The organism is Streptomyces sp. NPDC001100 (assembly GCF_053598575.1).
The window spans coordinates 69403-82541 of the sequence record NZ_JBSFKO010000037.1; the positions used below are offsets into that span (position 1 = coordinate 69403).

Genomic DNA, 13139 nt, shown 5'->3' on the forward strand with positions numbered 1-13139 from the left:
GGCCGTTGGTCGTCTTCGACCTGGCTTGGTCTGGCTGCGCCGTTCTTGGCCGCCGGCCTCCTCCTCAGGGAGGACACCGGGCCGCGCTCCTCCCGCGTTCCCAGCGCGGGTCCGTTCCCGCGGTCGATTCGGGCGCGGGGCGGGCGGCCCTAGCGTCGAAGGGTGGACGACGACCTGGCCTGCCTCATGTATCTGCTCGCCTACGACGACTCGGTCGAGGGCCCCTACGACCGTGCCCGCACCCGGCTGCTGGTGCGGGCCGCCACCCTGGTCGACCTCGCGGCGCGCGGCCGGCCGGGGGAGGGCGGCGGGCGCGACTGGAAGCGGCTCGTCCGCCGTCACCGCAGGCGGACCCTGACGGAAGTGGAGGACCGGCTCGTCGCGGCGGGCGTGCTCACCGTGCGGGTGCCCCGCACCCCGTTCGGCAGCCGGCGGGCGACCGTCAGGGACCGCGCGATGCTCGCCTCTGTCCGCGTCCGGGTGTCCGAGGCGCTGCACGGAGAGGGCCCGGTGACCGAGCTGCCCGTGGCCGATGCCGCGCTGCTCGCGCTGGCCGCCGCGGGCGGCATCCGCTCGGTCGTGTCACGCAGGGACCGGAAGACGTACCGGGCCCGTATCGACGCCTGCACGGACTCGCTCGCCGCCCTCGCGCCGGGCCTGGAGAAAGCCGTACGCACGCTGCCGACGGCCATGATCGCCGGGCAGGGCGGCATGGGCGGCGGCTGACAGCCGACAACCGACAACCTGCCGACGGGGAGAAGACGACCATGCGCGCACACCGTGTCCTGACCGCATTGGGCTGCGTCCTGACCGCCGTACTCGCGACGGCCTGGTCCGGGTCTCCGCCCACCGCCACCGCCACCTCCACCGAGGTACGCGTCCACGACGGCGTGCTGCGGGGCGCCGCCCACGACGGCTACCGCACCTTCGAGGGCATCCCCTACGCGGCGCCCCCGGTCGGCCGCCTGCGCTGGGCGCCGCCCCGCCCGGCCGCCCCGTGGGCCGGGGTGCGCGACGCGACCCGTCCCGCGAGCGCCTGCCCGCAGCCGGCCGGTGAGGTGCCCGGGGGCAGCACGGACGAGGACTGTCTCCATCTGAACGTCACGACGCCCGACGGCGCGGGACCGGCCCGCCCCAGGCCGGTGATCGTCTGGCTGCACGGCGGCGGCCTCACCACCGGAGCGGGCAGCTCCTACGACGCCCACCGCATGGCGACCCGGGGCGATGTCGTGGTCGTCACCGTCAACTACCGCCTGGGCGCCCTGGGTTACCTCGCCCACACGGGACTGCCCGGCTCCGGCACCTTCGGACTGGCCGACCAGCAGGCCGCGTTGCGCTGGGTGCGCGCCGAGATCGGGGCGTTCGGCGGCGACGCGCAGAACGTGACACTGGCCGGTGAGTCGGCGGGCGGCCACAGCGTCTGCGCCCAGCTCGCCTCACCCGCCGCCGCGGGCCTCTTCGACCGGGCGGTCATCGAGAGCGGCCCGTGCGCGGGCAGCCCCGACCGCCCGTTCGCGCCGTCCTCCGTCCCCCTGTCCACGGCACGCGCCACGGGCGCGGACCTCGCGGCGAAGGTCGGCTGCGGCTCCGCCCGCGACGTCCTCGCCTGTCTGCGGCGGGTGCCTGTCCCGCGCCTGCTCGCGGCCCAGGACACCGATCAACACCCCGCCCACGGAACCCCGTTGCTGCCCACCGACCCCGGGACGGCGATCGCGGCCGGCCGCTTCCACCACGTCCCCGTCCTCATCGGAAACAACCACGACGAGGGCAACGGCTGGGCCGCCGGCATCATCGAGGCCGGCAACCCCGTCACGCCCGACACCTGGCCCGACGTCGTGTCCGCCTTCTTCCCCGCCCCGGGGCAGGCGGAGGCGATCGTCCACGAGTACCCGGTGCGCCGCGCCGACGACGGCGGCCCGGCGTTCGGCGCGGTCATCGGCGACGCGAACTTCGCCTGCCCGACGGCACGCACCGACGCGGCCCTGCGCACCGCCCAAGTGCCCACCTGGCGCTACGAGTTCGCCGACGAGCACGCCCCGCCGCTCACCTCCGGCACCCCGCCGTTCCCGCTCGGCGCACCGCACGCGAGCGAACTGCCCTACCTGTTCGACCTGGGAGGCCGCCCCCGCAGCCTCACCGCCGCACAGCACCGGCTGGCCGACACCATGATCGACTACTGGACGCGCTTCGCCGGCACGGGCGACCCGAACGGCCCCGCGTCCCCCGACTGGCCCCGGAACGCGGTGCTTTCCCTGGCGCCGGATCGCATCCTTCCCACCCGAACGGCGGAACTCCGCCATCACTGCGCGTTCTGGGACGCACACGGGTGACTATCCCGTCCCCGCCGTGGCCAGTTGCCAGATCTGTGCCGTGGTCTGCGTGGCGGACTGGGTCGGCGGGGGGTCGTTCGGGAGCTGGGCCGGAGTGGTCGTGTTCTTCTTCTTTCCGGGGCGGTCGGCGAACAGGGCGGTGGTGAGGGCGAGTCGGGGGTCGAAGCGGGTGGACCACACGGTGCGGCGGGTGATGCCGCCGCCCGCGCCGGCCGTGAAGACGGTCTCCGGGGCGCGCTGGGCGGTGGGGAGCGCGGGGAGGGCGTCGCCGTACGACTTGGACATCTGGGCGCTCACCATGAACGCGCTCTTCTCGTCCAGCGCGCGCCGGGTGTCGGGGTGCGCGGTGTACACCTGACGGCCGTCCCGGGTGATCTTCGTGACCGTGTAGGGGGCCGCGTACATCCCGTTCGCCGCCACGGTCGCGTAGGCCGAGGCCAGCTTGAGCGGGGTGGGTGCCGCGGTCTTCGGCAGCGCGGTCAGCGGGGCGCCGAGCGAGACCTTGGCGAAGGGGTCCAGCGCCGTACCCGCCTCCACCGCGCCGCCCCCCGCGTCGTTGAACGGCTGCCGGGCGTAGTCCGAGCCGCCGTACAGCAGCCGTACCGCTCCGTCGCCGGGCACGATCCCCACGACGGCGGCATGCAGGGTGACGCCTTTGCTGCTCTTGATGTCCTTGACCGCCTCCGTGGTGGCGTCCTGGAGTGCCAGGTCGAAGGTGGTACGCACGGTGTAGCCGCCGCGAGCCAACTGGTCCTCGGTGATGCCGAGCCGGTCGGCGGCCTCCTGCGCCGCCACGTCGATCATGTACTGCCGCTGCCCCTCGGTCGCCCCCGGCGGATAGAACCGGAACGCGGGGAACACGGCCCCGGCGCGCTGCTTCGCCGTGATGCTGCCGCTCGCCGTCATCGCGTCGAGCACCCACTCCCAGCGGGCCCGGAGCGTCGCGGTGACCTTGGGATCGGAGCCCGCCTTCTCGTAGTACGACGGGATGTTGACGATCGCCGCCAGCGCGGCGCCCTGGGAGACGGTCAGGTTCCGGGTGTCGACGCCGAAGTAGTTGCGCGAGGCGGCCTCGATGCCGGCCGAACCCCGGCCGAAATACACGGTGTTGAGATAGCCCGCCAGGATCTCGTCCTTGGAGCGGGTCCGGTCGAGCTTGATCGCGATCAGTGCCTCGCGCGCCTTGCGGGACAGCGACTGCTCCGGGCTCAGCAGCGCGTTCTTGACGTACTGCTGGGTGATGGTGGAGCCGCCCTGCCGTTCGCCGCCGGTCAGCGAGGCCAGTACCGCGCGGGCGATGGCGCGCGGCGACACCCCGTCGTCGGTGCGGAAGGTGCGGTTCTCGGCCGCGATCACGGCGTCCTGGACGTACCTCGGGACCTGCGACAGCGGCACCTCCTGACGGTCCACGGGACCGCGCCGGCCCAGATAGGAGCCCTTGTCGTCGACGAAGACCGTGCTCTGGGTGACGGTCTCCGGATGCGGATCCGGGATCCCCGTCAGCCGGTACGCGACGACCGCGGCCGTGCACAGCGCCACGATCAGCAGGAGGAGGGCGATGATCAGCCGGCGCAGCAACCGGCCCCGGTTACGGCGGAGCCGCAGGCGGAGCGGGACGCGCGGCCTGGCGGCCCTGGCGGTGCGCTTCACCAGTCGGCCCCGCCCCGCGCGACGACCCTGCCGGCCGCGTCGTACACCGTGACGGCCGGACCGCCCTCGCCGTAGCTCGACTTCAGCTCCGCCAGCGACAGCGGTGCGCGCGTGTACCAGACGCCCCAGCCCGGACTGCCCGCCAGCGTGAGGACAGTGCCGGTCATGGTGCGCTCGTCGACGGTGACCTCGACGCGCGCCGGGTCGGCGGACAGCCCGCGGTACAGGCCGGACAGGAAGTACGAGTCGTTCAGCCGGTCGGGCTGCACGGATGCGGCCGGCTTCTCGCTCCCGGCACCCGGTTTCGAGCCCCTCGCGTAGCTGTCGGCGGTCAACCCGAGGAACTGGTTGGCTCGTTGTGGCGTCGACCAGTGCTTGCCGTCGCTCGTCAGCCACACCTGCACCCCCGGCACGGCGGCCACCCGCTCGCCCGGCGCGACGATCCGTATCGGGCTCCGCGCCACGTCGACCGCCCCGCCGGCCGACCCGTCCGCGGTGCCACCGCCCACGATCCGCCCGGCGGCGAGGACACCCGCCGGGACGAGCAGCAGGGCGCAGACCGCCGCGGCCACGGCCCTGCGGCGGCGGCGCAGCGCCCGGCCCCGCTGCTTCACGGCATCGAGCGGAACGCCGAACGGGACGTCCCCCGAGCCGACTTGGGCCGCGTCGGCGGCTTCCGCCAACAGCCCCCGCAGCCGCCCCGCGTCACCCCCGCACACCGCCAGCCCCCGCCGGGCCCGGCTGTTCACCGCACCGGCCGACCAGCCGAGCAGCTGGGCGACCTCCGCCTCCCGCAGACCCTCCCGGTGCAGCATCACCAGCACGGCCCGCTGCCGCGCGGACGTGTCCTTCAACACACCGTCGGGCAGGGGCCGTTGGCGGTGCGCCCCGCGCAGGAACTCCTTCACCAGGGACCGCCGTACATAGAAGTCCACGTCGTCCCGGGGTATCCGGCGCCACCGCGCGCACACTCCCACCAGCGTTCTCCGCACCAGCTCGGTCGCCTCGCGGGGGTCTCCGGTCGCGCCGGAGAGGAGGTGCGCGGTGGTGACCAGCCGGGGCAGCTGCGCGTGCGCGTACGCCGTGAAGTCGTCGTGGGGGTCGGGCACTTCGGTGGTCCTCCGATACAACTGAGGGGGGAGTGGATCCTGAGACGCGTGTTCGCCGTCTTTCCTGTACGCACGGTGCGGCGGGCAGGTTGCACGGGAAAATTCCAAGACTCCGGTGAGGTCATGACCGAGGACGAGTTCGACGCCTTCTACGCCGCCGCGTTCCCCCGGCTGACCGGCCAGCTCGCGGCGTTCACCGGAGATCGCGAGGAGGCGCAGGACGTGGTCCAGGAGGCGTTCGTACGGGCCTGGGACCGGCGCGGGGACTTCCTCGCGGACGAGGCGCCCGAGGCGTGGATCCGCACGGTCGCCATGCGGCTGGCGGTCAGCCGCTGGCGCCGGGCCAGACGCTGGCTGGAGCTGGTGCGCCGCACCCCACCGCCCGTGTCGACGCCCGGACCCAGCCCCGATCACCCGGCACTTGTCGCCGCGCTGCGCCAACTGCCCACGGCACAGCGGATGGTGATCGTCCTGCACCATCTGTGTGATGTGAGCGTCGAGCAGATAGCCTCCGAGACGGGTGCGCCCGTGGGGACGGTCAAGGCCAGGCTGTACCGGGGAAGGGCGGCGCTGGCGAAGCAACTGGCTCTGGACGAGGCGGACGAGGCGGACGTGCCGGTTCGGAATCGGAAGGAGAGCGGCCGTGTCGGATGAACTCTCCACCGGAGCCAACGGGTTCGTGGACGACACCGACGAACTCTCGGTCGCGCTCCGCGAGTTCGCCGCGGAGGCGGAGCAGGCGGCCCGTCCGGTCCTCACCGGCGCCCAGGTCCGCGGCCGTGCGGTGCGCCGGGCACGCCGTCGGACGGCCGGCACGCTGGGCGCGGGTGCGGTGGCCCTCGCCCTGGTCGGATACGCGCTGACCCTGGACCTCACGGGAAAGGACGACGGCCGTCAGCTCCCGGGTGCCGCCGCGTCCGCCGCCCCGTCCCGGTCCGCGTCCGCCGTCCCGTCCCGGTCCGCGTCCGCCGTCCCGTCCCGGTCGGCGCTCCCGTCGCCTTCCGCCTCCGCCACGGCGTCGACCCCTGTCTCCGTGGTGCCCGCCACCGGCACGCTGGAACTCACCAAGCGTGCTCTGTTCGTCGATGGCCGGGTCATGTCGCTGACCTCGGACTCCTCCAACAGCCCCGCATTCGTCGGGCCGTTGACCGTGTACGGGAGGCACGACACCAAGGTGGTGACGGTCACCGACTCCACCGACGGAGTCGGCTCCTTCACGCAGATCTCCCTCGCGGTCGAACTGCGTGACGCCGACGACGAGCCGGTCTACGTCGGCGTCACCCGCTCCTACAAGGGGAAGAGCCTCGGCATACAGGGCACCAGTGGCACCGGCAGCTGGATCGGCCTGGACGTCGTCGACGCCAAGTGGTTCTACCAGGACGCGAAGATCGGCACCGTCATCTCGGTCACCGGCGATTGAACGCGAAGTCCCCGTCGTGAGGGTGGAGGGCTGCCGGCAGGCAGCCGGAACGCCCCGGTCCGTGATGACGGACCGGGGCGTTCTTCATTCCGTTCGTGCGTGTCAGGCGGTCGCCTTGGCGGCGTCCTCGATGAGACCGGCGACGATCTCGGGGTGACTGAGCATCACGACGTGGGAGGAGGTGGGCACTTCGACGACCTTGCGGGCGTTCCCCCGGCTGTACATCCGGCGCTCGCAGGCCGGCGGGATCGCACCAGGACGATCGTGGGCTTCACCTTGGACTCCTCCTCACCTGTACCGGCCCGGGGCACTCGCCGCCTCGGCCGTTCCTGCGACACCGCCGACCAGCGCGGCCGCTCCGGCCACCGCCACTCCGGCGGCGAGCACCTGGCGGCGGGAAACATCGGTACTCATGGCACTCCTCGGGCGGCTGGTTCGGGGTGGTGTGTCATGGACCTTATGAGGGGGCGTTGGGTGGGGCATCTGCAAAATGGCCCAGTTTCCGGGGCGGTTGCCCAGAACACCGGGCCGCTGAATCTGCGATCGGCCGTCGCGGTGGGCGCCCATGTGGACGACCATGAGGTGTGCGATTCGATTCCGTTCCCATGCCGGTGACCGTCGAGGGCAGGCCTCGTGACAGTCGGGGGTATCCCGTGCCCGCCATCACGCCGTGGGAGGACGGCGAACCGCAGTTCGCGCTCACCGACTACGGGCGGAGTGCGGAGTGTGCGCGGCAGCGGCTGTGTTCCGTCTGCGGCACGCTGATGCCCAAGGGGGCGGTGTGGCGGGTGGTCGGTGCCGCGGAGAGTTCGGCGATCCGGGAGGCGCTCGACGCCGGGCGGCCGTACCGGAACATGGCGGCGACGCCGGAGGGGCCGGGGCACCGTGCGTGCATGCTCTACGCCTCGATGGTCTGCCCGTACCTGGCGCGTCCCAACGCGCGGCGGGGGCTGACGGCGGAAGCCCCGGACGACATGACCGCTCATGTCGTCCGGGGCGCCGTCCGTGGGGACATGGGTGCCGTGGTGGGGTTCGGCGACTACGAGTTCGCCGTCACCAGGAGCCAGGTCCTGTTCCGTTTTCTCGATGTGGTCGAGTACCTGCCGCACGACACGGCCGACCAGCATCTGCCCGAGCTCCGGGCCGAACTCGCCCGCTCCGGCGGGCGGTTGGGCGGTGGTCAGCCGCGGTAGGCGGGCAGGCCGGTGTGGGTGGAGACCTTCACGGGCCGGCCGAAGCCGTGGGCGGTCTTCGTGATGGTGTACGTGCCGGTCGGGGCGCGGAAGGCGACGGTCTTGCCGTTGGGGGACCAGGTGGGCTCGGTGTAGTCGGTGGTGGCGGTGGGGGTGACGTCCTTGACGGTGGTCGTGGAGGTGCCGAGGTCCTCCACGAAGAGGTGGTCGTGGCCGTGGACGGAACGGACGAAGACGATCTCCTCGTTGTCGGGGGAGAGCGCGGGCTCGGAACCCTTGGCCAGCGCGCCGCCCTGCTGGCGCAGGTAGTCGTCGCGGATGTAGACCTCGCCGGTGCGGGTGTTCTCGTAGACGGCCGAGCCGTACTTGCCGCCGACGTTCGGCCAGGTGTTGTCGGTCTGCGGGAGGGCCCTCTCCCCGGGCTCGCCGTTCAGGCTGATCCTGGCCGGCCTGCCGTGGTTGGCCGTGGCCTTGACGCCCTCCAGGACGGTGCTGCCGTGGATCTTCGCAGAGAAGACGATGTTGTTCTTCGCGGGGATCTGGTTCGTCCGGTCGGCCGCGGTCACCTGCCAGGTGGGGTGGGACCACGTCTGCCCGCCCGGGTTGGCGGCGACGGTGACGCGGTGGGTGCCGTCCGGGTCGGAGACGACGAGGTCGCCGTGCCCGTCGATGAAGGCGGCCTTGCTGCCGGCGGGGTTCCAGGCCAGGTCACGGACCGCGGTCCCGAAGTCGATCGACCTGCCGTTGACGATCACGTGGCGGGTGCCGTTGCTGATGGTCAGTCCCCTGGGCACGGTGAGCGTGTGCGTGGACGCGGCCGCTGCGACCATCGCGGCGCTGCCCCTGGCTCCGCCGGAGGACGGGGCGGCCGGCGCGGCGCACGCCGTGCCGCACAGGGCGAGCAGGGCGGCGGCACCTGCGGTGAGGACGGTTGCGCCGGCGCGCCGACGGTTACGAGCGGACATCGAGGTTCCCCCTGCTGATGTGAATGACGCTGCGACGAGAGATTCGCGGGAACCGCCGGCCGTCCCCGAAACCTGAACCGGTCCGCTCGGCTTGCTGCCCTTCGCGACAACACGCAGTGTTCCGGCGGCGGGTGACGGGGCTGTGCGTTGGCTGTCACAGGTGTGCAATAGCGCCGTGGGTGGGAGGCGGGGACGGCGTCCCCGCCCCAGGCGGTTGCTGACGGTCGCCGTCAGCCGCCCTCTCCCACCCGCAGCACGATCTTGCCGCGCCGGTGCTCCTTGGCGAGTGCCTCGTACGCGGCACGTGTCTCGGTCAGCGGTACGACCCGGTCCACCGCCGGAGTGAGCCGGCCGTCGTCGATCAGCTCGGTGACGGCCTCCAGGTCGGCGCGGTCCGGTTCGACGACGAAGAAGACGCCGCGTGCGGAGGCGTCGGTGGCCGCGGCGGGATCCGGGGGCTGCACGATGCTGACGAGGGTGCCGCCCGGGCGCAGTACGGCCCACGAGCGGGACTGGGTCTCGCCGCCGACCGCGTCGAACACCATGTCGACATCGGCGACCCGGTCCTCGAAACGTTCGGTGCTGTAGTCGACGACCCGGTCCGCTCCGAGCCGGGTGACGAACTCGCGGTCCTGCGGCAGGGCGGTGGTCGTCACCCGGGCGCCCAGGGCCCTGGCGATCTGGACGGCGAAGGAACCGACGCCCCCGGCGCCGCCCTGAACCAGCACCTGCTGCCCGGGTGCCAGTGCGGCGTGCCCGACCAGTCCCTGCCAGGCGGTGAGCGCGGCGAGGGGTACGGCCGCCGCGCTGTCGTGGTCCAGGCGGGCGGGCTTGGCGGCGAGGACGTCCGCGGGGTTCTCCCGTCCTCGGCTACATTCCACACGCCGGACGGCAAGGTCGCCTGCCGGAGTCGAGGACGGTCCCGACATGAGCGTGCGCCCACCGCGCCGTGAACCGCCGGACTTTCGGCGCACGGGCCGGCAGCCGCGGCCTAGGCACTCGCCGCCGGGCCGCTGCCGTAGAACTGCGCGTACCAGCGGCGCAAGGCCTTGATGCCCTGTTCGTGGGGGAGCAGGACCGGGTGCGGCCGGTGGATCTTGTGGTCCCAGATCCGCAGCTCCTCGCGCACCTCGCCCAGGGCCTGGGTCCGGAAGACGAGCTTGAGGACGGGCGCGAGGAACGGGAACCGGGCCGGTTTGCGGACGTAGTACAGCATCCGCATCTCGCTCGTGCTGTCGTCGACGGGGGTGGTGAGCGCGACGGCGGTCAGCGACAGGGCGGCGCCGTGGGTGCGGACCACCATGACGCCCGGCCCGTACATGAACGCGTCGAAGCTGTTGTCGATGTCCCGGCCGAGCACGCGCCGGCGGATCCGGCCGCGGGCTTCCGCGAAGGGGCCGTTCGACCGCCAGTCCTGGACGAGGGGTTCGCTCTGACCGTGCAGGAAGTGGAAGTGGGACTCGTCGACGATGTTCTCGCGCATCTCCTGGACGTGGATGCGCGCGCGGCAGACGTCGTCGATCGGCCGGGCGAACCGCCCGGACGACGACTCCGGGATCTCCGGCACCTCCCACGACGGTTCCCCCGGCCCGACGTGGACGAAGACGAGCCCACTGTGCTCACGGACCGGAAGGCCGCCCAGCGACACCTTCGGGATCCGGCGCGCGAACGGAGCCGCCACGCACCGCCCGTCCGGCCCGAACCGCCAGCCGTGGAACGGACATTCCACACTGCCGTCCACGACCTTGCCGCCCGCGCCGAGGTGCGCGCCGTAGTGCGGGCAGTGCGCGTCCCGTACGGCCGCCCGGCCGTCGGTCCCGCGGAAGGCGACGAGCGCCCGCCCGAAGTAGTGCAGGCTGACGACCTCGCCCGGCCGGAGCTCCTCGCCGCGGAGCACGGCGTACCAGCCGTACGGCACGGTCGGCATCGGATAGTCGTCGGCTCGCGGGTCGCGCGGCAGGGCGGCGAGTCTGTCGTGGCGCCGACGCAGAGGCATGACCGGATGCTAGCGAGGCCGGGTGGATCAGGGGTGGAGGTTCGCACACTCGCGCATGGATCCAACGCTCCTGGTTCGCTTGGGAGTTGGGGCACCGGAGGGCCGTCCGCCCGTTCGTCTCCCCTGTCCCCCGTTTAGGGTCGAAGGCATGACGACGCCTCTTGCCGGTACCGCCTTCGACTCGCTCCGTCTCGACGCCCTGTCCGACCAGGACGTGCTGCGCCGCGTCTACGACCTCCCCGGCGCAGCCGCCGTACGGAAGCAGATGACCGAACTCACCGAGCAGACGCGGCGGTTGATCGGCTGCTCGTCGCTGGTCCTGGTCGCCAGCGCGGACGTCGAGGGCCACTGCGACGTCTCCCCGCGCGGCGGCCCCGCCGGGTTCGTCGCCGTCCTGGACGACCGTACGGTGGCGATACCGGACGCGACCGGCAACAAGCGTCTGGACACCCTCCAGAACGTCATCGCCACCGGACGGGCCGGGCTGCTGTTCGTCATCCCCGGCCGCACCACCACCCTGCGGGTGAACGGCCGGGCCTGCGTCTCCACCCGCCCTGACCTGCTGTCCCAGCTGACCGCCGTCGGCAAGCCGCCGGCCAGCGCGCTGGTGGTGGGCATCGAGGAGGTCTACCCGCACTGCCCCAAGTCCCTGCTGCGCAGCGGGGCTTGGAAGCCGGAGCAGTGGCTGCCGGCGGACGCCCAGCCGACCTCGGCCGAGGTGACGCTGGCCCAACTGCGGATGCCGGACCTGACGATCGACGACATCAGGCAGACGGAGGCGGATTCGTTGAAGTACCGGTACGAGTGACGTGCCGCCCCGCGGTCACCGAACTCGGTGCGGTCATGCCACCCGTGCCACCCGCGCCACCCATGTCGAGCAGGAGCATCGCGTCGTGGTCGGGGCTGCCGGGTTCGGCGGTGTGGACGCCGATGCGCTGGCCGGGGGTGCCCTCGATGTGCAGGGACTGGGAGGTGAGGGTGAGCGTGCCGACCTGGGGGTGGTGGAAGGTCTTCTGGGCCGGTTTGCGGCCGGTGACCTCGTAGCGCTCCCAGAGTCCGGCGAAGTCGGGGCTCTTGAGGAGGAGTTCGCCGACGAGGTTGGTGAGGTCGGGAGCGTCGGGGGCGGTGCCGGCGATGGCGCGCAGGCGGGCGACGCAGTTGGTGATCTGCCACTCCCAGTCGTGGAAGAGCTCGCGCGCCGCGGGGTGCAGGAAGAAGTAACGGGCCAGGTTGCGCTGCTTGACCGGCCAGTCGTCCAGGCCCGCGTAGAGGGCGAGTCCGCCGGGGTTCCAGGCCAGCAGGTCCAGGCTGCGGCTGATGACGTACGCCGGGTTGGGGCGGAGGGATTCCAGCAGCAGCTTGAGGTGGGGGCGGACCGTGTGGCTGGGCCGGCCCGGCGTCCCCCACCGTGCGGCGGGACGGACTCCGTCGGACGGGCAGCCGGCGAACGGGCGCGAGTACGACGCGATCACGGAGATGTTCACTGCTCTGCACCCGGACGTGTCGGGCCGAAGAACGCGGGGCGCCGGATCGGCGCGGTGCAACCATCCGACCTGAGCCAGCACAACGTCCACGACATCGCTTGAGGTGCCTGCGCCGTCCACAGGTTGTGGATCTCGTCGCGCACGGCAGCGGACCGAGCCGTCATACCCGTGTGCCGGCTCATCGGGCGGGGGTGAGGAGTGCGTCGGCGTGCCAGGGGGCCGGGGCGTTTGCCCCGGCCCCCTGTCTTTCTCCCCGTCACGGGAGTCGGGCTGCCGGGCGCTCACCGCAGGGCGCCCGGCACGTGCTGGTCCGTCAGCTGGTGGGCATGAGGACGGTGTCGATGATGTAGACGTTGGCGTTGGCGGTCTTGACGTTGCCGCAGACCACCTTGGCGGAGTCGTTGACGGTGTAGGACTCGCCGGAGCCGGAGGTGGTGACCTTCGACTTCTCCAGGGTGTCGAAGGAGCCGTTCTCCAGGTCCTTCGGGGTCAGCTTCTGGCCGACGACGTGGTAGGTGAGGATCTTGGTCAGCTGGGCCTTGTCGTTGAGGACCTTGTCCAGGGTGGCCTTCGGGATCTTGGCGAAGGCGTCGTTGGTCGGTGCGAACACCGTGATGTTCTGGGCGTTGTTGAGGGTGTCGACCAGGCCGGCCTTCTTCACCGCTGCCACGAGGGTGGACAGGGCGGGGTTGTTGGAGGCGGCGGTGGCGACGGGGTCCTTGGCCATGCCGTCGAAGGAGCCGGCACCGCTCTTGGGGACACCGGAGCAGGCCGTACCGAAGGGCTGGTCGGAGGTTGTGGCGCCGGCGCCGGCCATGCTGTCGTCGGACGCGGTCGCGGAGGCGGACGCCTTGGTGGAGGAGTCCGACTTCGTGGAGTCGCTGCCGCTGCCGCCGCAGGCGCTGAGGGCCAGCGGCAGCACGGCGGAGGCGGCGAGGACGACCGCGGTACGGCGGATACGAGTGCTCATGGTGTTTCTCCTGTGGGTCGGT

The 13139-nt window shown here is 72.3% G+C and carries 15 protein-coding genes; 6 read left to right on the forward strand and 9 right to left on the reverse strand.

What is annotated here, in order from left to right; translation table 11 throughout:
* Positions 1–162: 162 nt before the first annotated feature.
* Complete coding sequence (locus tag ACWDEW_RS38465) at positions 163–726, forward strand: GPP34 family phosphoprotein (RefSeq protein ID WP_450519359.1); 564 nt, start codon at positions 163–165, stop codon at positions 724–726.
* Positions 727–767: 41 nt separating this feature from the next.
* Positions 768–2330, forward strand: a complete 1563-nt coding sequence (locus tag ACWDEW_RS38470) for a carboxylesterase/lipase family protein (RefSeq protein WP_450519361.1) — start codon at positions 768–770, stop codon at positions 2328–2330.
* Here the strand turns inward: ACWDEW_RS38470 and ACWDEW_RS38475 are convergent, their stop codons facing one another.
* Positions 2331–3980 (reverse strand): transglycosylase domain-containing protein, encoded by a 1650-nt coding sequence (locus ACWDEW_RS38475; RefSeq protein ID WP_450519363.1) that lies wholly within the window; start codon positions 3978–3980, stop codon positions 2331–2333.
* Positions 3977–5089: a sigma factor-like helix-turn-helix DNA-binding protein gene (locus ACWDEW_RS38480; RefSeq protein ID WP_450519364.1), complete on the reverse strand. Its 1113-nt coding sequence runs from the start codon at positions 5087–5089 to the stop codon at positions 3977–3979. Before ACWDEW_RS38480 ends, ACWDEW_RS38475 begins: the two co-directional genes overlap by 4 nt.
* 123 nt (positions 5090–5212) lie before the next feature.
* Between ACWDEW_RS38480 and ACWDEW_RS38485 the strand changes: the two genes are divergently transcribed.
* A complete protein-coding gene (locus tag ACWDEW_RS38485; protein ID WP_450519366.1) occupies positions 5213–5743 on the forward strand; it encodes a SigE family RNA polymerase sigma factor in 531 nt (176 codons plus the stop codon).
* Positions 5733–6509 carry a hypothetical protein gene (locus tag ACWDEW_RS38490; protein ID WP_450519368.1) on the forward strand — a complete coding sequence of 259 codons (777 nt, stop codon included), beginning with the start codon at positions 5733–5735 and terminating at the stop codon, positions 6507–6509. The genes ACWDEW_RS38485 and ACWDEW_RS38490 overlap by 11 nt, the downstream gene beginning before the upstream one ends.
* Before the next feature lie 102 nt (positions 6510–6611).
* Here the strand turns inward: ACWDEW_RS38490 and ACWDEW_RS38495 are convergent, their stop codons facing one another.
* Entirely contained in the window at positions 6612–6734 is a 123-nt protein-coding gene (locus ACWDEW_RS38495; RefSeq protein ID WP_450519370.1) for a hypothetical protein, read from the reverse strand.
* Positions 6735–6797: 63 nt separating this feature from the next.
* Positions 6798–6923 carry a hypothetical protein gene (locus ACWDEW_RS38500; protein WP_450519372.1) on the reverse strand — a complete coding sequence of 42 codons (126 nt, stop codon included), beginning with the start codon at positions 6921–6923 and terminating at the stop codon, positions 6798–6800.
* A gap of 239 nt (positions 6924–7162) precedes the next feature.
* Between ACWDEW_RS38500 and ACWDEW_RS38505 the strand changes: the two genes are divergently transcribed.
* The gene (locus ACWDEW_RS38505; RefSeq protein ID WP_450519374.1) at positions 7163–7702 is read left to right on the forward strand and encodes a hypothetical protein; all 540 of its coding nucleotides are present in this window, start codon (positions 7163–7165) and stop codon (positions 7700–7702) included.
* Here ACWDEW_RS38505 and ACWDEW_RS38510 read toward each other — a convergent pair.
* The 3 genes from ACWDEW_RS38510 to ACWDEW_RS38520 form a co-directional block, all read right to left on the reverse strand.
* A complete protein-coding gene (locus ACWDEW_RS38510) occupies positions 7690–8667 on the reverse strand; it encodes a TolB family protein (protein ID WP_450519376.1) in 978 nt (325 codons plus the stop codon). The two genes, ACWDEW_RS38505 and ACWDEW_RS38510, sit on opposite strands and share 13 nt — an antisense overlap.
* A gap of 230 nt (positions 8668–8897) precedes the next feature.
* Complete coding sequence (locus ACWDEW_RS38515; RefSeq protein ID WP_450519378.1) at positions 8898–9548, reverse strand: NADP-dependent oxidoreductase; 651 nt, start codon at positions 9546–9548, stop codon at positions 8898–8900.
* Positions 9549–9658: 110 nt separating this feature from the next.
* Positions 9659–10663, reverse strand: coding sequence for a Rieske 2Fe-2S domain-containing protein (locus ACWDEW_RS38520; RefSeq protein WP_450519380.1), 1005 nt, complete (start codon positions 10661–10663; stop codon positions 9659–9661).
* A 148-nt stretch (positions 10664–10811) separates the two neighbouring features.
* Between ACWDEW_RS38520 and ACWDEW_RS38525 the strand changes: the two genes are divergently transcribed.
* On the forward strand, positions 10812–11471 hold the full coding sequence (locus ACWDEW_RS38525; protein WP_450519382.1) for an MSMEG_1061 family FMN-dependent PPOX-type flavoprotein: 660 nt from the start codon (positions 10812–10814) through the stop codon (positions 11469–11471).
* Here the strand turns inward: ACWDEW_RS38525 and ACWDEW_RS38530 are convergent.
* Together ACWDEW_RS38530 and ACWDEW_RS38535 are read right to left on the reverse strand one after the other, a co-directional pair.
* The gene (locus ACWDEW_RS38530; RefSeq protein WP_450519384.1) at positions 11428–12147 is read right to left on the reverse strand and encodes an MmyB family transcriptional regulator; all 720 of its coding nucleotides are present in this window, start codon (positions 12145–12147) and stop codon (positions 11428–11430) included. The two genes, ACWDEW_RS38525 and ACWDEW_RS38530, sit on opposite strands and share 44 nt — an antisense overlap.
* 313 nt (positions 12148–12460) lie before the next feature.
* The gene (locus tag ACWDEW_RS38535) at positions 12461–13117 is read right to left on the reverse strand and encodes a fasciclin domain-containing protein (RefSeq protein WP_450519386.1); all 657 of its coding nucleotides are present in this window, start codon (positions 13115–13117) and stop codon (positions 12461–12463) included.
* Positions 13118–13139 lie beyond the last annotated feature (22 nt).